Source organism: Blautia pseudococcoides (assembly GCF_001689125.2).
GTDB classification, from domain to species: Bacteria; Bacillota; Clostridia; order Lachnospirales; family Lachnospiraceae; genus Blautia; species Blautia pseudococcoides.
In genome coordinates, this window is the sequence record NZ_CP015405.2 from 2,689,958 (window position 1) to 2,712,117 (window position 22,160).

Below are 22,160 nucleotides of genomic sequence, written 5' to 3' on the forward strand. Positions count from 1 at the left end.
TTGCAAGTTTTATTTTTTGTTCCTGCATAATTTTTTATAAAATTTACTTTTTCCAGACTTTTTTAAAGAAAAGTGAATCTTTCTTTTGTGAAAGTTTCATATACTTCTCCCGTTTAAAGTGCTTTATTTGTAGCGTATTGACAATAGCGTTTTCCCGTCAGATCCTTGTTGTCCACTCCGAACAGTCCCACACCTTGGATACCAGGCCGTTGTAGAACTCCGGTTCATGGCAGACCATCAGGATGGTCCCTTTATATTCCTGCAGGGCACGCTTTAACTCCGCCTTGGCATCCGCGTCCAGATGGTTGGTTGGCTCATCCAGTAAAAGCAGGTTGCTCTCCCGGTTCAGGATCTTGCAGAGTCTGACTTTTGCCTGCTCCCCCCCGCTCAATACGCGCACCAGGCTCTCAATATGCTTGGTGGTCAGGCCGCATTTTGCCAGGGCAGCCCTCACCTCATACTGGGTGTAAGCGGGAAACTCTTCCCATATTTCTTCAATACATGACCGCTTGTTGCCCTGGGGCATTTCTTGTTCAAAGTAGCCGATCTCCAGGTAATCCCCCAGACGGACCGTACCGGACAAGGCAGGGATCAGTCCCAGGATACTTTTCAAAAGAGTCGTCTTGCCGATGCCGTTAGCACCCACAAGCGCGATCTTCTCCCCCCGCTCCACGGTCAGGGTCAGGGGTTTTGATAACGGCTCCTCATAGCCTATCACCAGTTCTTTTGTCTCCACCACAAAACGGCTGGGGGTTCTGGCTGTGAGGAAATGGAATTCCGGCTTTGGTTTTTCCTTCGCCAGCTCGATCATATCCATCTTGTCCAGCTTCTTCTGTCTGGACATTGCCATATTCCTGGTAGCCACCCGGGCTTTATTGCGGGCAACAAAGTCCTTCAGCTCGCTGATCTCCTGCTGCTGCCTCTGGTACGCAGCCTCAAGCTGTGCTTTCTTCACTGCGTAGACCTCCTGGAAATGGTCATAGTCCCCCACATACCGGTTCAACTGCTGGCTGTCCATGTGGTAGATCAGATTTACTACCTGGTTCAGGAAGGGGATGTCATGGGAAATCAGTATAAAAGCATTTTCATATTCCTGCAGATACCGTTTCAGCCATTCAATGTGCACCTCGTCCAGATAGTTGGTAGGCTCATCCAAAAGCAGGATATCCGGTTTCTCCAGAAGCAGTTTTCCCAGTAAGACCTTGGTTCTCTGCCCCCCGCTCAGATCCGTCACGTCCTTGTCAAGGCCGATATCCGTAAGGCCCAGTGCCCTTCCCACCTCCTCCACCTTGGAGTCTATAATGTAGAAATCGTGCATGGTGAGCAGATCCTGAATGGTGCCCAGTTCCTCCATCATCCGGTTCAGCTCCTCCTCGGAAGCCTCCCCCATGCGGTCGCAGATGGTATTCATGTTCTCCTCCATCTCAAAAAGCCAGGCAAATGCAGATTTCATCACGTCCCGGATGGTCATTCCCTTTTCCAGGGCGGTATGCTGGTCCAGGTATCCCACACGGACATTTTTGGCCCACTCGATCTTCCCCTCATCCGGCATCAGCTTGTTGGTGATAATATTCATGAAGGTGGATTTTCCCTCACCGTTGGCCCCCACAAGGCCGATATGCTCGCCTTTTAAAAGGCGGAAAGATACATCCTGAAAAATAGCCCTGTCACCGAAGCCGTGGGACAAATGTTCTACGTTTAATATACTCATGTTTCCTGTTCCTCTCCTGTTGTTCTTACTTTGTAACGGCTGCTTTCCTTCACAACCGCTTTTTTCTTTGGGGGCTGCCGAAACGTCACGTTACTTTTTCTGGCAGCAGCCGCCGCAGCCGCTTTGCATGCGGTCATCCATCATCAGATCCCTGGCGTCTGTGAGCGCGCAGATGGCCTGGGCGGAAATCCCCTCCCCTGCCCCTGTAAAGCCAAGGCCTTCCTCTGTGGTGGCCTTTATATTGACCTGGTTTTCCTCCAGATGCAGGACCTCTGCTATATTTTTCCTCATAGTATCAATGTGTGGCAGCATCTTTGGTTTCTGGGCAATAATGGTCGCGTCTATATTATTGACCACATACATATTTTTTTCCAGAAGGGTTCCCACATGGGCAAGCAGCTTCATACTGGATATGCCCTTGTATTTTGGGTCTGTGTCCGGAAAATGCCTGCCGATATCATGAAGCGCCGCAGCGCCTAAAAGTGCGTCCATAATGGCATGCAGAAGCACATCCGCATCAGAATGTCCCAGAAGGCCTTTCTCCCAGGGGATATTCACGCCTCCCAGTATCAGATCCCTTCCCTCTGTCAGTTTGTGTACATCATACCCCATACCTACACGTATCATAATATCTCTCCTTTCCCGCCGTTCTTTTATCTATTACGCGGGTCTGCCGCCGGGATTTTTCCGGGGTTTCCCACTTTCTTCATGTTTCATTTTTTCGGCCATACGCAAAGTATAACAGATAATCCGTCTGCGTGACAAGGCCGTCCTGTGCGCTATCGGCAGCAAAAGGCAGAACACCCCTTTTTAATGGACGTTCTGCCTCTTTTAAACCTTTTCTTTTTACAGGTAATGCGCCGGCTATTCCGTTCCTTCACAGCCGCGGGCAAAAATCCATGCAAGGCCCCTTTGAGCCATGGGTTTTTTGCCTGGCTGCTGAACGCTTTCTTACGGTCAGCGCAGCAAATGCAAAGACCTGCTAAACAGTTATTTCCGTCACTTCATATCCCGCATCCACAACCGCTTTTTTCAGCGCGTCCCCGGATACGTCCCCGCCGGCTTCCACATAGGCGGCCTTATCCTCCAGGCTTACGTCTGTCTTTGTCACACCCTCCACTGCGTTCAGGGCTTTTGTCACTGCTGCCTGGCAGTGCGCGCACATCATTCCTTCGATCTTCATAGTGATCATATTTGTTTCCTCCTTATTTTCCGGCAGTGTTCTGCCTTGCTTTCCATTGTCAACGGTTTCTGTCTGCTCCTTTTTGGCAGGTTTCTTCAGTACATGGAAGAAGCGAAGCCGCAGGGCATTGGTCACAACAAAAAAGCTGCTGAGACTCATGGCTGCCGCGCCGAACATGGGGCTTAACTTTAAGCCGAACATGGGATAAAGAAGCCCTGCCGCCAGCGGGATTCCGCAGGCGTTATAGAAAAATGCCCAGAACAGATTCTGTTTAATATTGCGGATAACCGCTTTGCTCAGGCCCACTGCTGTCACCACATCCAGAAGATCACTCTTCATGAGCACAATATCCGCGCTCTCAATGGCAACATCTGTACCTGCGCCGATGGCGATCCCCACATCAGCTCTGGCAAGTGCGGGGGCGTCATTGATGCCGTCGCCAACCATGGCTACGGTTCTTCCGCCCTCCTGAAGCCTTGCCACTTCCCGCTCTTTGTCCTGAGGTAGCACCTCGGCAATGACAGTGTCTATAGCAAGCTGCCGTTTGATCGCCTCGGCAGTTCTTCGGTTGTCTCCTGTGAGCATGATGACCTCAATACCCAGTTTCTTCATCTCCCGGATCGCCTGGGCACTTGTTTCCTTCACCACATCCGCTGCGGCAATGATCCCGAGGATCTCATTCTCGTCAAAGAACAGAAGGGGTGTCTTACCCTCCTTCGCCAGACGTATCATGTCCTGATCCCGGCTTTCTGCAGCAAGCCCCTTCTCCTTGGCAAACTTCTGATTGCCTGCAAAGAACCGTTTACCGTTTATCTCCGCCTGCACACCCCGTCCGGACACAGCAAGGAAATTCTCCGCTTTGGCAGGTTTTATGCCCTCCGCTCCTGCTTTCTCCAGAATGGCTTCCGCCAGGGGATGTTCACTTTTTTCCTCCAGGGCGGCAGCCACTGTGAGCAGCTCTTTTTCCGAACGTTTAAACGCAAGGATATCCGTTACCTGGGGTTTGCCCTGGGTGATGGTACCTGTTTTGTCCAATACAACACTTTTTATGTTGTGGGTGATCTCCAGTGCCTCACCGGATTTGATGAGAATACCGTTTTCCGCGCCCTTTCCTGTTCCCACCATAATGGCCACCGGTGTGGCAAGCCCCAGTGCGCAGGGGCATGAGATAACCAGCACCGCAATGGCACAGGAGAGCGCAAATTCAAAGGTGGCTCCCGCAATGAGCCAGGCCGCTGCCGTGATCAATGCGATCCCCATGACAATGGGTACAAAAATACCTGCGATCTTATCCGCGATCTTGGCAATGGGCGCTTTGCTGGAACTGGCTTCCTCCACCAGGCGTATGATCTGGGAAAATGTGGTGTCATTTCCCACCTTTGTTCCCCGGAAACGGATGAATCCTGCCTTGTTCATGGTAGCCGCAATTACCGTATCTCCCACACGCTTCTCCACAGGTATGCTCTCCCCGGTAATGGCAGCCTCATCCACACTGGTGCTTCCCTCGATGATAATACCGTCTGCGGGAATGCTGCTGCCGGGCTTCACAAGAAAGATATCTCCCACCATGGCTTCCTCCGCGGGGATCTCCATCTGGCGTCCATTCCGCTCCACAACAGCCGTTTTTGGTGCCATATCCATCAGTTTCCGGATGGCCTCACTGGTCTTGCCTTTGGAACGTGCTTCCAGATATTTTCCTACATTAATGAATGCCAGTATCATCACAGCAGACTCAAAATACAAATCATGCCTGTACTGGTCCACAAGAGCAATATCCTGCACACCCAGCCCGTAACCTATCCGGTAAACAGCAAATACACCATAGACAAGGGATGCCGCGGAACCAATGGCGATCAGGGTATCCATATTAGGTGCCCCGTGCATTAAGGTGGAAAATCCTTTGGAATAATAGGAACGGTTTACAATCACCACCGGAAGGCAGAGCAAAAACTGGGTCATGGCAAAACCCACTGCGTTCTCCGGGCCGCTTAAAAATCCCGGAAGAGGCAGCCCTGCCATATGCCCCATGGAGACATACATGAGGGGGATCAGAAACAGGAAAGAAAGGATCATCCGGTTCCTCATCTCATGCATATGTTTTTCCACAGGAGATCCTCCGGGCTTTGCTGCTGCCTGCGAGGCTTTCCCGGCCCCGGAAGTCTTCCCGGCGGTTTCCGCATTCTCGTGTTCACCTGCAGCCGCGGCACCGTAGCCGGCGTGTTCCACTGCATTTTCTATATCCTGCACAGACAGGGCGGACTCATCAAAATCCACCTGCATGCTGTTCGTCAGCAGGTTTACGCTGACATCCTTGGTGCCAGGCAGCTTTCTGACACATTTTTCCACCCGGGAAGAGCAGGCGGAACAGGTCATGCCTGTCACATCAAATTTCTGCTTCATAATATTTCGCTCCCTTCAGCGTGCTCGTGATTATTTTAATATTTTACCCAGCATAGTCACAAGTTCATCCACCTTTTCTTCTCTTTCTTCATCTGTATCCGCATTTTTGATGCAGTTTTTCAGATGGGCTGTGAGAATCTCCTTGTTTGCCTTGTTCAAAATGGCTTCTGTTGCCATAAGCTGCTGGGAAACGTCAATACAATACCTGTCTTCCTCCACCATCTTCAGAATACCGTCTATCTGCCCGCGGGCTGTTTTCAGAAGACGGCTGATTTTTGCTTTATCTGCCTGCATGTACACAGCTCCTTTCCTGTACGCATCTCACTGTCTATCACTACACCCCTGGGGGGTATCATTTCTTACAAAACAACAATAACAAAAAATGGAGCAAAAGTCAACACTTTTACTCCATTTTCTTTCTCACCATTTATTTCTTACTTTTTCCGCAAATCCCAGCATGTGGCGAATCTCCAGTTTTTTCCCGTCATCTAACACCGCGGTGCCGTCAAAATGTCCGAACACCTGATGCTGGTCGCTCAAAATGATTCCTGCAGAAGTATACGCTTTGCGGTCCAGCACTGGGGTAAAGGTCAAATCCAGCCGGTCGTCCGACGATGTAAAATACCAGGGTTTCAGATATTGTTCCTTATGCTCCTTCTCACCAGGAATATGAAATCTCACCTGGTTCAGCTTATGGGCATGGCCGTCATAGAACAGCATATTTTCAGAGGCCGCACAGGTATCCCCAAACCCGTAGCCAAGATTAAATCCGAAAACTTTTCCGTCTATCTGCCCCTGCATGGCGCTCCAGTACCAGGTGTTGCTGTACGTCCACACGCCCCGCCCCCAGTCCAGCAGCCCGAAGCTGTCTTCGCGGCGGAAGTAATGGCGCCGGCCCTTGTACTCCACCACACCTTTTGCCCGCATACCGATGATTTTCTGATTATAGTAAAATGCCTTTTCCTTTTCAAAAGGTGTGGCGATCACCATACTGTCCTTTGGCTCCTCATCCAGTATGATCTTCATCCGTATGGGCTTATGATCATCAAAGTCTCTCATCCATGCTCTGAGTACCCGTCTGCCCTCTTCCACCCGGAATGAAAAATAGCATTTCCTATCCCGGTATCTTGTCTCTCCATACCCGGAATCCGGCGGCAGATCTGTCTTTCCCATGGGAAAAACCGTCATTGGACTCACTGTCCGCTCTGTCCTGTTGTCAAAATCCAGAAAGGAGATGCTCATAAGCCCCATATAGCTGTTGTCATCCACGGTCAGCGCCACCCCGAAATGCGGATCATAAATCAAATAATAATCCCATTCCTTAATTCTGAGAGGGTTGGCCTGGATCTTTTCCCTGTCATATTTTTTCACCAGTGACATGGCATATCCGGCCTGGGCCAGATTGCCCTGTTCATCCAGCAGTTCCCCAGGTTCCAGTTTTTTCTGCATGTAAATCCCCCTTTCACACAGACGCCTGCATGCTGCCGTTTTGCTTCCCGGTGTGAACCGGACAGCCGCCGCCGCACATGATTTATCCAAGTGCCACATCTAATATCATCATTATCACAAACCCAACGGCAAAGCCGATGGTGGCCATATTTGAGTGATCTCCCTCACTGGCTTCCGGTATCAGTTCTTCCACCACCACATACACCATAGCACCCGCTGCAAAAGACAGCAGATACGGAAGAACGGGGGTGATATAAGATGCCAGAAGGATGGTAACCATCGCTCCTATAGGCTCCACGACCCCGGACATCGTTCCCATACCAAAAGCGCGAAGCCTTGAATTCCCCTCGCTTTTCAGGGGAAGGGAAATAATGGCTCCCTCCGGGAAGTTCTGGATGGCAATGCCAATGGAAAGGGCAAATGCACCCATCATGCTGATATCCGAATTTTTCGCCAGCATTCCTGCAAACACCACACCGACTGCCATACCTTCCGGTATATTATGAAGGGTGACAGCCAGCACCAGCATGGTATTCTTTTTCAGGCTGCATTTTTTTCCCTCCGGTTCACTGCCCCCCAGATGCAGATGGGGAATCAACCGGTCCATTGAAAGTAAAAACAAGATTCCCAGTCCAAACCCCACCGCTGCCGGGATGAAGGCCAATTTTCCCATATGCTCCGACATATCCATGGATGGAATGAGGAGCGACCACACAGAGGCTGCTATCATAACCCCTGATGCAAATCCCAAAAGCATTTTCTGCACCAGTGGTTTAATCTCGTTTTTCAGGAAAAACACACAGGCTGCCCCCAGTGTCGTTCCCGCAAAGGGAATTAAAATTCCCAAAAATATATTCATAATTGTTCACCTGCTTTTCATTTTATAAGTTTACCGCATCTTTGCCCGGCAGCAAAAGAAGCCCGGACATCCGCTCTGCATCCCGCTTCACTGCCTGCTTGATGGAGCTAAAATTATTGTAGCATAATGCCGGGCAATTTGCACTATTTTTGTTAAGTTTTCTGTTGGCTGGAATCAATTTCCGTTACCCCACAATGCGGAGTGTGTTGCCGGGCACAGAGTGAACCGTTATCAATCTCCGTGTCACGGACAAAAAAGCCCTGTAAAAGAAACAGCCGCAAAACCGCTTCTTTTACAGGGTCCGAATATGTATCAACTTAATTACTGAGCCAGCGCTTTTCCCAGTTTTCTGCAGGCCTCTTTCTCCTCATCTCCGGGTTCTTCGTTGCAGATGACACTGTCGCAGACAAGCTCCGCTTTGTCCTTCCTGCAAGTTTCCTCCCAAGAACGCATCCATTCACCGTCTCCCCAGCCATAAGAACCCGTGCCTTCCCGTTTCCTCACAACCGAAAGAGAAATTCCTTTTTCTGTAAACTGCTGTGTCAGGCTTTCAAGCTGGCTTGCCAGCCCCTCCCAGGAATCATAGGGCATATTAAACAAGTTCGCCGTCTTAATGGATGCCAGTGCCGGAGAACAATGTTCTACCAGATAGCGTTCCAGCATAGTCACTCATTCCTTTCCTGCATATTCTTCTAAAACACTGTGCAGGGCCGCGGCACTGCTTGTGTGCACCCTGGCTACCGGAATCTGATTCTTCTTTGCCTCCTGGAGGGCACTTACCACCATCTTATGAGAAACCGTGTTGGTGAATAGGATCATTAAATCCGGGCAGCCCAGTTTTTTCTTCATGGCGCCTTTCTCCTTTGCAAAAACCTTTGCCTTACAGCCATGGCATTTACAGATATTCTGATACTGACAGACCATTCTCTCATTTCCGCCTACAATGACAATACTCATGGGCAAATTCTCCTTTATAAAAGTTAGCCTTAGCTAACTCATATTTTTTATTAGAGCGGATGTAAGGAAATACATCCGCTGATTGGGTTGTGTATATTTATATGGAGTGGTATCTCAGTTAGCTTTAACTAACTTATGTCGTATACTATACACACTTTTATGGCATGTGTCAAGATGTTTCTTAAAAAACAGCAGAATAATCTGCCCTCGCCGCATAGTACAGAGGCAAGGAACGTAATCGAGTGTGATCAAACCTTCTCTACAGGTATCCAAATTTCGTTATAATCATCCTCGGTGGACTCACACGGCGGTGTATACATCTCAATATTGTAGTTCCCTGCAAGCTTGTATGCTCTGCAGGACGGCATCCACTCGCTCCATATCTTTGTGTTCACATCCTGCAAAGCTTTCGGCAATGCACCATGACAAGGAAATATAGCCCAGGTACCTGCCGGGATCACTTTGGTTTCATAGCCTTCCGGAACCTCATTCCATGGAATATAATTATCGGCAATGAGGTAATCCAGGTTTTTACCATCATTGTCCATACATATTCCATACATACCACACACAACTCTGCTTCCCCCACTTTTCATATGCTCCTGCCAAAACATGGGGATTTCACTGTAAGCAGTTTCTGTTTTGATCTTGCGGGACTTTCCCATAACGGTAAACTGTGACTTTTCAACAATCTTATACTCTAACATTGTACTGCCCTCCAATATAAGTTTAATTTTCAGCGGTGCAAAAGAATTCAGTTTACTCCCCTGTTTCCTCGCTGCTGAGGGGCTTATCCCATGAAATTTAGTGAATGCCCTTGCAAAACTATCCGGTGAATCGTAACCGTATTTCAGCGCAGCATCAATCACTTTTATAGGTGTAGAGCAAAGCTCCTGTGCCGCAAGTGACAAACGGCGGTTTCTTATATACTCACCAACCGTAAACCCGCATAACACATGAAATATTTTTTGAAAGTAAAAGCTCGACACATACGCTTTTTCAGCTATTTTATTTATATCAATATCTCCCGTCAAATTTTCTTCAATATATGCGATCGCATTGGTAATGCCTTCATTCCATCCTTTCATAAGACACCCTCCTTCCTTGTTTCGCTGTGATCATATTGTACCGTTACGCGTATCTCCGTTCCCGACTTTGACTGCTCTTTTATGTCGGACTGTAACAATCCGCTCTTCCGCTCCTTACAGCTCAAAGCATTCCAAATCTTCCGGTACAAAAAGATTTCCTCTGTAGTATCCTTTGCCTTCCTCTGTATAAAGGCGTTTTCTCTCTTCCAGGTTTTTGTCCTCTGTATGATACAGGATAAGATTTGATACACCCAGTTCTTCCGCCATCATACAGGCATCCTTTACGGTACTGTGATGCTTTTCATATGGTTTAAATGTCTCTCTCTGGGAATAGAGGCAAAAAGCTTCATGCATCAGCCAGTCACTGCCCTTTATAAACCCTTCATCTTTTGCATTATACGGTTCATCTCCCGCACAGGTCAGTCTGACCCCCTCTTTTGTTTTCAAAGTGAAGCCAAACTGCTTCGCTTTTGTGGAAAATATATCAAAAAATATTGTCTCACAGCCCAGAATCTCTGCCCGGCTTCCGTGTTCCACTGTGATAAAACGGATGCGTTCCCCCAGGTGTTTTGTCACCTTCTTCTGTATGGTCAGTGTAGTGATCGTAGTTAATATATTTTTCAGTTCTTCATGGCAGTAGATCCGCAGCTCACCCCGGTACTTTTCCTGTTCTATTGCAGTACCGATCATGCGGATCATCCAGACAACCCCCAGGAGATGGTCCACATGTTCATGGGTCACAAATATATCATGGATATCCTGTATGGGGATCTCCGTCTCATTGAGCCTTCCCAGGATTCCGTTTCCGCCTCCCGCATCTACCAGAAAATGCTGGTTTCCCTCTGTCAAGGCAAAACAGGTATTGTAACATTTTGTCACCGCAGCGTTACCGGTGCCAAGTATCGTAAGTTTCATAGATATCCTCCTTCAGCAGATGACTTTCTGCCCAATATTCTCTTTCAGCCGGCATAATAAATACACAAACCTTTTGAATTGTTCCATAAAGTATCATAGACAGTTTTGTACTGAAAATCAATTTCTTTCTTTGTTTTTTTCTTCTGATCTTTATTTTCTGTCTTTTATGCCGCCTTTCTTGACTTTTGGTTCTCTATTGGCTATATTGGCTGTAATGAAGGATTTCCGGCAGCCATGCCGCAGGTCTGCGCACTTACCTGGCTGCCTGTAAGAAGGAGGAGGCCTTATGAAGATCAAATTACCTGTTACACTTTACCAGCGCATTCTTAGTATCCTGTCTTTTCTGCTGCTGATCGGGCAGCTGCTGTGTCTTATTTTGCGCTGGAACTCTCTGCCCGATAAAATCCCCACCCACTTCGGGCTGAATGGACAGGCGGACGCCTACGGCCCCAAAGGATCACTGGTCATACTGCCGGTTATCACCATTCTTATCTATCTGCTGATGATATTTGTAGAAAAATTTCCTGAACTCTGGAATGTACCCGGCCATGTAACACCCCGGAACATAGGCTGGATCTATGGAAATACGAAAAGTATGCTTGTCACCCTGCGTTTTGCCGTCACCTTTATATTCTTTTATATAAACTACTGTTCCGTATTCTGCCGGGATCTGGGGGCATGGTTCACACCTGTCTTTCTTCTCCTCACCGCAGGACCTATGGTCTTCTTTATCTGGAGAGCTGTGCATTTTAATAAATAAGAAAAAAGAGACACGCAGCCACGTGTGTCTCTTTTATAATTCATGATAATAGAAAACCCGCCATGCGCAGTTTCTATTATTTCATATTATCAACGGCTGCCCGTTCAATCGCCAGCCCTTCTTTGTATCTCCTGATAAATTTGTCATATCCTGCCACATCTGCCGGATCGGGAGCCATCTCACTGCCGGTTTCGCCTGCAAATACTTTATTTGTCAGATAATCATCCAGCGTTTCCTTCTCATCTTTGTTTACCATGTAGGATGCCAGCAGTGCAATTCCCCAGGCTCCGCCTTCTCCTGCCGTCTCCATAACAGACACCGGCACGTCAATGGCACCTGCCATGATTTTCTGTCCCACACCTTTTGTCTTAAAGAGGCCGCCGTGGCCCAGAATCTTATCCAGCTTCACACCCTCATCCTTTAAAAGAATATCAAGGCCAGTCTTCAAGGCCCCCAGTGCTGTGAACAGGTGTACCCGCATGAAATTCGCCAGATTAAATCTGCTCTCCGGCATACGTGCAAACAGAGGACGTCCCTCCTCAAACCCGGTGATATGCTCTCCTGAGAAATAGTTGTACGCCAGCAGGCCCCCGCAGTCGTCATCTCCCTCCAGCGCTTTGTTGTACAGAGTTCCGAACAGTTTATTCATATCCACTTCCACACCGAATGCCTCTGCGAATTCTTTGAACAGAAATACCCATGCGTTCAGATCAGATGTACAGTTGTTGCAGTGCACCATTGCCACCAGGTTTCCGGTGGGTGTTGTGACCATATCAATCTCTTTATATACTCTGGAAAGCTCTTTCTCCAAAACTACCATGGCAAATACGGAAGTTCCGGCAGAGACATTGCCTGTACGTCTTGCAATGCTGTTTGTTGCAGTCATGCCTGTACCTGCATCCCCCTCCGGCGGGCATACGGGAATGCCTGCCTGCAGGTTTCCGCTTACATCCAGAAGTTTTACGCCTTCCTCTGTCAAGACACCTGCATCCTCACCGGCACCCAGGACTTTTGGCAGGATCTCTCCCAGTTTCCAGGGATACTTTTTGCCGGCTACAAGTTCATCAAACTGCTCCATCATGCGGGCATTGTAGTCTCCTGTGTTCATATCAATAGGGAACATACCGGATGCTTCGCCCACGCCCAGAACCTTCTGTCCGGTCAGTTTCCAGTGGATATATCCGGCCAGTGTTGTCTGGAATTTGATTTTTGAAACATGCTCCTCATGATTCAGGACAGCCTGATACAGGTGGGCAATGCTCCATCTCTGAGGGATATTAAAGCGGAACACTTCTGTCAGTTTGTCAGAAGCCTCCTCTGTCATGGTATTTCTCCAAGTGCGGAAGGGTACCAGCAGTTCATCCTTTTCATCGAATACCATGTAGCCGTGCATCATGGCACTGAATCCCACGGCCCCCAGTTTTGTGATGACAGCACCATATTTTTCTTTTACATCCTCTGCCATCTTCGCATAGCTGTCCTGCAGTCCCGTCCAGATATCCTCCAGGGAGTATGTCCAGATATTATGTTCCAGACGGTTTTCCCAGTCGTGGCTGCCGGACGCGATGGGCGCGTTATCTTCCCCAATGAGCACTGCTTTGATACGGGTGGAGCCGAATTCGATACCCAGCACTGCCTTTCCGCTTTCAATCACATTTTTTGCCTTTTCCAAATCTAAACCCATGAAATCTTACCTCCGTGATTTTTTATTTCTGTCCGTAGTAGGCATCTGCCCCGTGTTTTCTGTAATAATGTTTGTCCTGCAGTTCCTGGGGAGCCGGTTTTACCTGCGGGTTGATGGTCTCACAGCGCGCCGCCATTTTGGCAACCTCCTCCAGAACTACCGCATTGTGAACTGCTTCATGGCCATCTCTGCCCCAGGTAAATGGTCCGTGGTTCTTGCAGAGAACTGCCGGGACTGCTTCATAGTCATTCTCCTTAAAATATTCCGCAATAAGAAGGCCTGTATTCTTCTCATACGCACCGTCAATCTCCTCTTTTGTCAGACATCTGACACAGGGGATCTCCCCGTACATATAATCTGCGTGGGTGGTGCCGTAGCAGGGAATGCCTCTTCCTGCCTGTGCCCAGCTTGTGGCCCACGGGGAATGTGTATGGACGATCCCGCCGATGTTTGGAAATGCCTTGTAAAGCTCAAGGTGTGTGGGCGTATCGGAGGATGGATTGTATTTCCCTTCGATCTTATTTCCGTCCAGGTCCATGAGGACCATATCTTCCGGGGTCAGCTTGTCGTAGTCAACACCGCTGGGTTTGATGGCAAAATAACCTGTTTCCCGGTCAATCTGGCTTACATTTCCCCAGGTGAAAGTTACCAGTCCGTACTTTGGCAGCAGCATATTTGCTTCGTATACCGCTTTTTTCAGTTCTTCCAACATGATTTATCTCCTCGCTTCTGCTTTTATTTTTTTCAGTCTCTTCATAACATCATTGCCGCCCCGCCCGAAGTAGTCGTGCAGGGTTTTAAATTCCCGGTAAAGCCTGTCATATACCGCTGTATGCCCGGGGTTTGGTCTGTAGGTCCTCTCCTCCACCCGTCCCATGGCTTTTGCCGCCTCAAAAATGGTGTCGTAACCGCCCATTTCCTTCCCTGCTGCCACAGCGCCGAACATGGCGGAGCCAAGTGCAGGGGACTGGTCCGAGGCACCGATGAAAATCTCACGGTTTGTCACATCTGCATAAATCTGCATCATCATGGCATTTTTCTTGGAGATGCCTCCGCAGGCGTAGAGTTCTTCCACCGGCACTCCTGCCTGCTCAAAATTGTCAATAATGGTACGCATTCCGTAGGCTGTGGCCTCGATCAAAGCCCTGTAGATCTCCTCCGGTTTGGTGGTCAGTGTCAGGCCCAGTACCATCCCTGTCAAATCCGCATCCACCAGCACAGAACGGTTGCCGTTCCACCAGTCCAGAGCAAGGAGTCCGCTCTCCCCTATTTTCAGGCGGGACGCCTTCCCGGTGAGAAGCTCATGGATGGATATGTTCTGACTGTCTGCCTCCTGATAATAGGATGCGGGCACACAGTTTTTTACAAACCATTCAAAGTGGTCGCCCACACAGGGCTGTCCCGCTTCATATCCATAGAGGCCGGGAAGAACCCCATCCTCCACCACGCCGCAGATGCCGGGAACCATCTTCTCCTCCCTGCTGCACATAATGCCGCAGGTGGAGGTTCCCATGATCATCAAGAGCTTGTTTGGCTCTGTGATCCCCACCGCGGGAAGGGATACGTGGGCATCCACATTGGCCACTCCAACTGCCATGCCCGCACGCAGCCCCAGGCGGTCTGCTGCCTCATTAGTCAGTTCCCCGGCTTTTGCTCCCTGGGGACAGACTTCTCCGCCAAGTTTTTCCTCTGCCACATGTTCCAGACGTGTATCAAGAGCTTTGAAAAAATCAGAGGATGGGTAACCTTCCCTCTTATTCCAAAAAGCCTTGTATCCGGCCGCACATCCGCTGCGCTTCTCCTGACCCGTCAGCTTAAAAATCACCCAGTCCGCAGCCTCCACAAACCGGTCTGCCTGTTCATAGACTTCAGGAGCCTCTTTCAGGATCTCCATCAGTTTTGGAATCATCCATTCGGAAGAAACTCTCCCCCCGTATCTTGAAAGGAATGTCTCCCCCCGCTCCCCTGCAGCCCTGGTACAGATATTGGCCTCTTCCTGGGCTGCATGGTGTTTCCACAGTTTCAGCCATGCATGGGGAACGTGTTCCCACTCCTCACGCAGACAGAGAGGCGTACCTTCCCTGTCCACAGGCATTACCGTACATGCCGTAAAATCAATGGACAGGCCTATGATGTCCTCAGGATCCACACCGCTGTCCCTCAGAACAGCAGGTATGGTAATATCCAGCACCTCCAGATAATCCAATGGGTGTTCCAGAGCCCAATCCGGGGGCAGTCTGGTTCCGTCCGGCAGGTATTCCTCCATCACTCCGTGGGTGTAGGATTTGGTGCTCTGGGCAGCTACAGTTCCGTGGGACACATCTACCAGGACTGCCCGTCCGGACTGAGTGCCGTAATCCACACCGATAGCATATTTTTTCTTCATCTGCCTTAAATCTCCTATCCGTTCTCCGTATTTCTGTTTTTGGTGGATCCCCGCACCACCAGCTCCGGCTGGATCAGGCGCGAGATCCGGCTCTTCTCCTCCGGTACTTTACGGATTTTTTCCAAAAGCAGTTCGGCGGCCATCTCTCCCAGTTTTTCCTGGGGATGGGCAATAGTTGTCAGCCCCACGGTCCCCTCCGCGATGACAGAGTTGTCATACCCTGTCACAGAAATATCCTCCGGCACTCTCTTTCCGTTTTTCTGCAGAGAACGGATGACCTCCAGTGCGATCTGGTCGTTGTAGCATACAACTGCATCCATCTCCAACTGCTGCTGCAGCAGAAGATCTATCATCTGCGCCGGTTTCATCTTACGGTCCTCTGTGTGAAACCAAACCACCATATCCGGATCATAGGAAAATCCGGCCTCCTGGAGTGCTTTCACATATCCCTTGTGCCGTTCCCTTCCCTGAAAATCATCCGCCTTGAAAATACCCAGTATTTTGCTGTGCCCGCTGTCCAGCAGATGTTTTGTGACCAGGTAACCGCCTTTGCAGTCATCCATAAGAATATGGGGCTTCTCCATCATCTGAGGATATACTCCCTGGATAAATACATAGGGGATCTCATACTGGTCCAGCATTGCATACAAGTTTGTATGCCTGCAGAAAATCTGGCTTTTGCTGGGTTCGATGATCAGCCCCTCTATGTCCTTAGTCAGGATATCCTCCAGGACCCGCTCCTCTTTTGTCCGGCTGTTGGCTGTATTTTTCAGGATGATGCTGTATCCATTGGCCGTCATCACCTTATCCATGCCCTGTATCAGGCGGGGAAAAATATAGTCGGATATGTAGGTTGTCACAACTGCGATATTCCTTGAATTTTTCATGTGCCCCATGCGCTGGGAACAAAAGGTTCCGCGGCCGTGTTCCGCTTCAATATACCCTTCATTAATGAGAATCGACAGGGCTTTGCGCACCGTATGGCGGCTGATCTGATAGCGGGCAGACAGTTCGTTTTCCGAGGGCAGCTTTTCTCCCGGCTTGATTTCACCGCTCAGGATTGACTGCTTCAGTTCCTCCATGAGCGCATAATATTTTGTCTTTCCGTTTTCGTTTGTCATATGCCCCTCCTTATGGTTCTTATTTTACAACTTGTATGGTTCTCTTCACAAGTTGTTTCCGAATAAAGAGTTCTATTGCCCGGTCTGCTGTAAATTGGCAATCGAAAAGAGCCCGGCTTAACCGGACTCTGCCTCATCTTTTAGAAATTTTCAAACATGTGCTCTCTGATTTCAGAGATGATCTGATCCATCTCTTCCAATTCATCTTTTTCAAGCTGGATGCCGCACTCCCCGCAGATGTCCTGAAGGGCTGCAAATACCCACGGATTTCTGGCCTTGAGGCGCAGCATTCTTCCGTTTTTCTGCAGGTAATCCACAAAAAAATCCAGCACTACATCAATTTCCGAATCCTCCGGATTCACCATCTTCATATCCAGGACCATACCTGACGCGTGGTCCAGGGTCACAAACAGAAGGGGGCTGATGGGACGTTCATATTCTTCCAGCTCGATGCTGGCATGGACATAGGCAAAATCCACAGATATCTCTGTTCCCACTTTCGGCCTTTTTTTCAGACGTCTTCTCAGCACCTCGTCCTGCAGCACAATAAGCGGATATTCCCGTTCCACCATGGGAATAGACTCTGCAAACATATTCCACAGCCCTGTTTTTTCATTATAAGCTCTCCAGAGTATCTCACCCTTATCCCAGTCCACAAAAATCCGCTCCTCTATCACAGCCCTGACTGCCATGAACAGGTTCTGGAACGTCTCTGTGAGCACTTCCACCTCCCGCGCATCCGGTGTACAGGGTACGAATCTGGGCATACAGGACTGGTAAAAAGGCCATTCCCCCCGGCCTCTGAACTTATATCCCAATTCCTTTATGATTTTTTTCTGGTCCGGCGGTACCTCTTCCCGGTCTCCAAAATAGCAGGCAAGAGAACTTTGCTCCAGCATTGCATAATCAGGAGGAATCCCCGTTTCCTCGGTGGAGGCAATCATATCAAAGTCCCTCAGACCTTCCAGCCCTTCATAGACACTGATCCCATAACAGTTTCCGCCGCATCCCATAATGCTGGAGAAAACAGGTTCCTCGCTGTCTTTTAAAAAGATAGCTATGAGCTGGGTATCCCAAAAATATTTCCATGGCTCCAGGGCCTTCAGATTACAGGTGACTTCATATAATTTCTCCCACTGTTTAGACGATGCCTCTTCTCTCATACACAATCCTCCTCTTAACCTTTTGGCTGTCTTCCCGGTCAGACCCGCAGCCGCATCTCACTTACAGGAAATCAGTCATGGGATGGGATGTACTGGCGGATCCTGCCGCAGAATTCCCCGAAGTTCTGGGTCTGCAGGATCACCTTTCCCGGTCCGGTAAGTTTTGTGAGAAACAGGCCCTCACCGCCCAAAAACATATTCATACCGCCTTTTACCATCTCAATTTCATACTGCACGCTGCCCTCAAAGGCCACCACATTTCCGGTATCTACTTTGATCACTTCTCCCGGCAGAAGTTCTTTCTCCACTTTATTGCCGTCCACTTCCAGAAAGACCATACCATTGCCCTGCATTTCCTGAAGGATGAACCCCTCACCCCCGAAGAAACCAGAAGACACTTTTTTTGTAAATGCCACTTTCGTCTCCACTGCACTTTCCGCACAGAGAAAAGACCCCTTCTGGCAGTAAAAGCCTCTGTACGCCCTGAGGTCAACCGGAACAATCTCCCCGGGAACCGTGGAGGAAAACGCGATCATAGCCCCATCCATTTCAGCCTGATAGCTTGTCATAAAAAAAGATTCCCCGGAAAACATTCGGCCTAAGCCCCGCATAAGGCCGCCTCTTGCATTGGTGCTCATGCTGATGCCGTCACTCATCCAGCACATTCCCCCGGTCTGGGTATAGATACTTTCCCCTCTGTTCAGCAGCATTTCCACTGCCGGCATAACAGTGCCTTCCAGTTTGTATCTCATAATACATGCGCCTCCTTTTCTTTCATTACCCTATCCACCAGTTTTGGCTGTATCTCCGGATAAGTCAAAGCCTCCGGCAGCCGGTTTCCTTTTGTCCTCAGATCTTATACCATAATACATGATCATCCATATAAAATCCATGGCCTATATCATTTTTTTCCTCCCTCAGCAGCTGAAATCCCATATGCCTGTAAATCTCAACTGCAAGGTTATTCTTATTTACATTCAAGAAAATAGATTTCACATCCATCTCCAATGCCTTTTCTCTCACAAAATCAAACATAAGACTTGCATACCCTCTGCCTCTTGTGCTGCTTGTCAGATAAAATTTACTCAGATACAGCATTCCTTCCCTGGGATAAAAGGCCAAAAACCCCACATCCCCTGACGCATCTTTTACTATATAATAGGTATATCCGTTATCCAGCTGCTCTTTTATAGCAGGAACGGTCTGAAATAACTGTATCATATAGTCATTTTGTGCGGCTCCGATAATGGGGTCGAAGACTTCCTTTACAATGGAGGACGCCAAATATGACAATTCTCCCAGCCGTCTTCCATCCTGCCCGGATATCTGCTCAAATTCCAGTTTCCTGTGTTCTGTGTATCTCATAATGTATTCTATTTCTCCGGTTTCCGAATCTGTCTCTGAACTTTGTATGGCAAAACCGGATTTTTTATAAAAGCGGACGGCATTTACATTTTTTGCATATACTCTGAGGGACAGATCACGGTAACGACTGCAGGCCTGTTTCAGAAGTGCTGTACCGATGCCCCGTCCCTGATTTTCTGTCCGCACAAAAAGTCCGGCAATATAATGATCCTGTATCCCTATAAAACCTTCTGTCTTATGCTCCGTCATATAGACAAGGATCTCTGCCCCCGGAAGTTCCTGCCTGACATATTCATAATTGCCCTCCCAATAAGAAGAGGGAATAAAACTGTGTGCCTGACAGTTGGCTTCCAGCCAGATTTCCATTACATCCTCTATATCACCGGAAGTAAATTCTCTGATTTCATATTTCATATGGTTACCCAGCCCTTTTTCCTTATCAGGAAACCCCCAACACATTTTCCCTGCTTACCGTCCCGCCCGGCAGTTTCTGCCCAGATAGCGGAAAACTCGTCTTCTGTACTCCTTGTATTCTATGCCAAACGCATGCTCCAGATATTTTTCCTCCTGCAGGATCTGCAGATGCAGCATAAGAATTGCAAAACCGGTAAATACAAGAAGCGGAATATTAAAAAACATAAGTAAAATTCCGATATAAGTCAGGTCAAATCCGCAAAACGCCGGATTTCGGCTGATGGAATAGATTCCGTCAGATACCATTTTCGTCCTGTCCCGCTCCGGAATGCCGGCACGCCAGCTGTCACGCATGGTATAAACAGAAAGTCCGAATACCATCACCCCAACTGTGGCGATGATCAGTCCTGCGATCCGCATGTTCTCAGATGCCTGATTGATTCCCCATAAGATAGATACCAACTCATAAACAGGTACGCCGATCGTGGCTATTTTCATGATGAACTCTATGTACATGAGTTCCTCCGCCTTTTCCCCCTTTGCAATCTGGTTCGTCCTGATCCCTTTCTTTTTCTGACCCAGCATTTTGCCGAAATAGATGCCATAAAATACAAGCAATAATACAAGGCTGCTCGTCTGAAACTTGTCCATTTGTGGTATCACCTCTGTTATGTTATTGTCCGAATCCACTTTCTGTCCTTTAAAAGGCAGTGCCGAATTCTTTCAATACAGTATACCCTACCTGCCCCGGGATTGCAAATGTTAAAATACCAGGGCAGTTTTTAACTTTCCCTGGTATTTTATTCCCGCGGGCAACGAGCCAAGCGGGCATACTTGTATGAACATTTGGGGACTGCCGCCAGGGTCAACACCCTGTTGCCTGGGGAGGTGTTGACTTACATGGGCATAAAATCAAAAAGGTTCATCTGGCTGGCACTAAGTTTCTCCTCAAACTTGTGCAGATAAGAAAAAATCCTGTCCATACTGCTCTCCAGACCATTCTTTCTGCAGATCTCATAAAAAACGGACATGAGTTTTTTCTCATTGGGGCTGCCAACCTCATAAGCATTTCCGTAATTCTCAATATACTTTCTGCGAAGTCCCGGAAAATGCTGTTCCAGTTTTTCATAGAAATACTGCCTGTCACCGTCCCGCAGCGTGACCCCCATACCAAAATGCAGTACACCATATGCTTTCGCTCTGACTGCATAGTCCATGATCCCTCTCACATTTTCTTCCGTATCGTTGATAAACGGCAGAACAGGGCAGAACCACACAACTGTGGGAATCCCTTCTTCCCGAAGAATATTAAGCACCTCTGCCCTCTTTTTTGTAGTACACACATGAGGTTCCAGAATACGACACAGTTCCTCATCCGCGGTTGTCAGGGTCATCTGCACGACGCACTTTGTCCTTTCATTGATTTTTTTCAGCAAATCCAAATCCCGCAGAACCAAATCAGATTTTGTCTGCAGCGCTGCTCCAAACCCGTAATATTCTATAAGTTCCAGGCATTTTCTGGTAAGGCCAAGCTTGTTCTCCAAAGGCAGATAAGGATCGCTCATAGCACCTGTGCCTATCATACATTTCTTCCGCTTGCTTCTCAGCGCGGTTTCCAGTAACTGGGGGGCATTTATCTTAACTTCTATATCTTCAAAATCATGTTTCATCCCATAACAGGTACTCCTGGAATCACAGTAAATACAGCCGTGGCTGCAGCCCCGGTACAGATTCATGCCGTTTTGGGCGGACAAGATGGATTTTGCATTTACCTCGTGCATATTTTGCTCTGCCTCCTATGATGCGGCGAACCGGTAGCCGGCCTTTTTCAGGCATTCTACAGCCTTTGGGAAATTCTCTTCTTTTGTAAGAATGTAATCCGTATTATAAGTGGACACAGCGAAAATCCCGATCTTGTTCTCCGCTAATACAGCAGAGATCGCAGACAAGATTCCTATCAAAGAAAAATCCAGAACACCCTGGATCCTGAACGCTCTCCAGCCGTCATCACGCTCCAGTGCATCTTCCGGTACCTGTTTGGCTGCACATACAAGCGATAGTTCCTCATCCGTTTGCCCTACAAAACAGAAGCCTTCTTTCAAAAGCTCCGGTGAAAATTCCTTTATCTTACATACGGAAAAATCCTGGTCAATAATTTTAAGTTCCATCTTTCCTCCTATCATAAGCTGCCTGCAAGGGGCTTATCTCATACAGTTCCTTACAAGCCGTTCCGGCACGCCCATTCTCTCAGCCGTTTCCCCCACACTCATGCCGCTGTCCAGAAAACGTCTGCACACAAGTTTCAGACTCTCTCCCACTTCAAGCACATGACCATCCGGATCATAAAACCGTACCACCCTCTGTCCCCAGCTATGCTCATACACCGGGTGCACAAGCTTTACATCTGCCCTTTTCTCCAGTTTGGAGACAAAACGGTCGAAATCATCCTCCTCAAAATAGACCTCACTGTTCTTCCCGCCGTAAGTGATATCCCCCTTCTCACAACCAATGAATTCCAGCCAGCTCTCCTCTGTCTGCAGGGACAGTCCCCCGGTCAGTACGGCATTTGCGCCCAGATCAGTGACCGTACGCAGTCCCAGTACCTCTCTGTAAAACGTTTTTGACTTATCCATATCCTGAACTATCAGCATGGGATTTTTTAATTTCATTTCCCGTCCTCCTTCAACTTACATTCTCGTCCAGTC

General features: G+C 48.5%; 22 protein-coding genes. 1 reads left to right on the forward strand and 21 read right to left on the reverse strand.

What is annotated here, in order from left to right:
- Positions 1-157: 157 nt before the first annotated feature.
- From A4V09_RS12795 to A4V09_RS12840, 10 genes are all read right to left on the reverse strand, one after another.
- On the reverse strand, positions 158-1,711 hold the full coding sequence (locus tag A4V09_RS12795) for an ABC-F family ATP-binding cassette domain-containing protein (RefSeq protein ID WP_065542700.1): 1,554 nt from the start codon (positions 1,709-1,711) through the stop codon (positions 158-160).
- Positions 1,712-1,801: 90 nt separating this feature from the next.
- Positions 1,802-2,335 (reverse strand): 2-C-methyl-D-erythritol 2,4-cyclodiphosphate synthase, encoded by a 534-nt coding sequence (ispF, locus tag A4V09_RS12800; RefSeq protein ID WP_274537211.1) that lies wholly within the window; start codon positions 2,333-2,335, stop codon positions 1,802-1,804.
- 358 nt (positions 2,336-2,693) lie between these two features.
- Positions 2,694-5,294 carry a heavy metal translocating P-type ATPase gene (locus tag A4V09_RS12805; protein ID WP_065542702.1) on the reverse strand — a complete coding sequence of 867 codons (2,601 nt, stop codon included), beginning with the start codon at positions 5,292-5,294 and terminating at the stop codon, positions 2,694-2,696.
- Between the two features lie 30 nt (positions 5,295-5,324).
- Complete coding sequence (locus A4V09_RS12810) at positions 5,325-5,588, reverse strand: metal-sensing transcriptional repressor (protein WP_065542703.1); 264 nt, start codon at positions 5,586-5,588, stop codon at positions 5,325-5,327.
- A 126-nt stretch (positions 5,589-5,714) separates the two neighbouring features.
- Positions 5,715-6,743 (reverse strand): DUF2804 domain-containing protein, encoded by a 1,029-nt coding sequence (locus A4V09_RS12815; protein ID WP_065544766.1) that lies wholly within the window; start codon positions 6,741-6,743, stop codon positions 5,715-5,717.
- A gap of 82 nt (positions 6,744-6,825) precedes the next feature.
- The gene (locus A4V09_RS12820) at positions 6,826-7,602 is read right to left on the reverse strand and encodes a ZIP family metal transporter (RefSeq protein WP_065542704.1); all 777 of its coding nucleotides are present in this window, start codon (positions 7,600-7,602) and stop codon (positions 6,826-6,828) included.
- Between the two features lie 321 nt (positions 7,603-7,923).
- On the reverse strand, positions 7,924-8,265 hold the full coding sequence (locus A4V09_RS25390) for a DUF3793 family protein (RefSeq protein ID WP_084043582.1): 342 nt from the start codon (positions 8,263-8,265) through the stop codon (positions 7,924-7,926).
- Between the two features lie 6 nt (positions 8,266-8,271).
- Positions 8,272-8,559 (reverse strand): DUF2325 domain-containing protein, encoded by a 288-nt coding sequence (locus tag A4V09_RS12830; RefSeq protein ID WP_065542705.1) that lies wholly within the window; start codon positions 8,557-8,559, stop codon positions 8,272-8,274.
- 248 nt (positions 8,560-8,807) lie between these two features.
- Positions 8,808-9,647: an AraC family transcriptional regulator gene (locus tag A4V09_RS12835; RefSeq protein ID WP_065542706.1), complete on the reverse strand. Its 840-nt coding sequence runs from the start codon at positions 9,645-9,647 to the stop codon at positions 8,808-8,810.
- A gap of 114 nt (positions 9,648-9,761) precedes the next feature.
- Entirely contained in the window at positions 9,762-10,562 is an 801-nt protein-coding gene (locus tag A4V09_RS12840; protein ID WP_065542707.1) for an MBL fold metallo-hydrolase, read from the reverse strand.
- 286 nt (positions 10,563-10,848) lie between these two features.
- On the opposite strand from A4V09_RS12840, the gene A4V09_RS12845 reads away from it, so the two are divergent.
- A complete protein-coding gene (locus A4V09_RS12845; protein WP_065542708.1) occupies positions 10,849-11,322 on the forward strand; it encodes a DUF1648 domain-containing protein in 474 nt (157 codons plus the stop codon).
- 76 nt (positions 11,323-11,398) lie between these two features.
- Here the strand turns inward: A4V09_RS12845 and A4V09_RS12850 are convergent, their stop codons facing one another.
- The 11 genes from A4V09_RS12850 to A4V09_RS12900 form a co-directional block, all read right to left on the reverse strand.
- The gene (locus tag A4V09_RS12850) at positions 11,399-13,006 is read right to left on the reverse strand and encodes a xylulokinase (protein WP_065542709.1); all 1,608 of its coding nucleotides are present in this window, start codon (positions 13,004-13,006) and stop codon (positions 11,399-11,401) included.
- Positions 13,007-13,028: 22 nt separating this feature from the next.
- On the reverse strand, positions 13,029-13,718 hold the full coding sequence (locus A4V09_RS12855; RefSeq protein ID WP_065542710.1) for an L-ribulose-5-phosphate 4-epimerase: 690 nt from the start codon (positions 13,716-13,718) through the stop codon (positions 13,029-13,031).
- Between the two features lie 3 nt (positions 13,719-13,721).
- Positions 13,722-15,392 (reverse strand): ribulokinase, encoded by a 1,671-nt coding sequence (locus A4V09_RS12860; protein WP_065542711.1) that lies wholly within the window; start codon positions 15,390-15,392, stop codon positions 13,722-13,724.
- Between the two features lie 14 nt (positions 15,393-15,406).
- A complete protein-coding gene (locus A4V09_RS12865; RefSeq protein ID WP_065542712.1) occupies positions 15,407-16,513 on the reverse strand; it encodes a GntR family transcriptional regulator in 1,107 nt (368 codons plus the stop codon).
- 140 nt (positions 16,514-16,653) lie between these two features.
- Positions 16,654-17,676, reverse strand: coding sequence for a DUF7309 domain-containing protein (locus A4V09_RS12870; RefSeq protein ID WP_065542713.1), 1,023 nt, complete (start codon positions 17,674-17,676; stop codon positions 16,654-16,656).
- Positions 17,677-17,747: 71 nt separating this feature from the next.
- Positions 17,748-18,428, reverse strand: a complete 681-nt coding sequence (locus A4V09_RS12875; protein ID WP_065542714.1) for a TIGR00266 family protein — start codon at positions 18,426-18,428, stop codon at positions 17,748-17,750.
- A gap of 97 nt (positions 18,429-18,525) precedes the next feature.
- Positions 18,526-19,455: a GNAT family N-acetyltransferase gene (locus A4V09_RS12880; protein WP_084043790.1), complete on the reverse strand. Its 930-nt coding sequence runs from the start codon at positions 19,453-19,455 to the stop codon at positions 18,526-18,528.
- 54 nt (positions 19,456-19,509) lie between these two features.
- Positions 19,510-20,106 (reverse strand): methyltransferase family protein, encoded by a 597-nt coding sequence (locus A4V09_RS12885; protein ID WP_065542715.1) that lies wholly within the window; start codon positions 20,104-20,106, stop codon positions 19,510-19,512.
- A 245-nt stretch (positions 20,107-20,351) separates the two neighbouring features.
- A complete protein-coding gene (locus A4V09_RS12890) occupies positions 20,352-21,236 on the reverse strand; it encodes an SPL family radical SAM protein (protein WP_065542716.1) in 885 nt (294 codons plus the stop codon).
- Between the two features lie 15 nt (positions 21,237-21,251).
- On the reverse strand, positions 21,252-21,623 hold the full coding sequence (locus tag A4V09_RS12895; RefSeq protein WP_065542717.1) for an ACT domain-containing protein: 372 nt from the start codon (positions 21,621-21,623) through the stop codon (positions 21,252-21,254).
- Between the two features lie 33 nt (positions 21,624-21,656).
- The gene (locus A4V09_RS12900) at positions 21,657-22,124 is read right to left on the reverse strand and encodes a VOC family protein (protein ID WP_065542718.1); all 468 of its coding nucleotides are present in this window, start codon (positions 22,122-22,124) and stop codon (positions 21,657-21,659) included.
- Between the last annotated feature and the right edge of the window lie 36 nt (positions 22,125-22,160).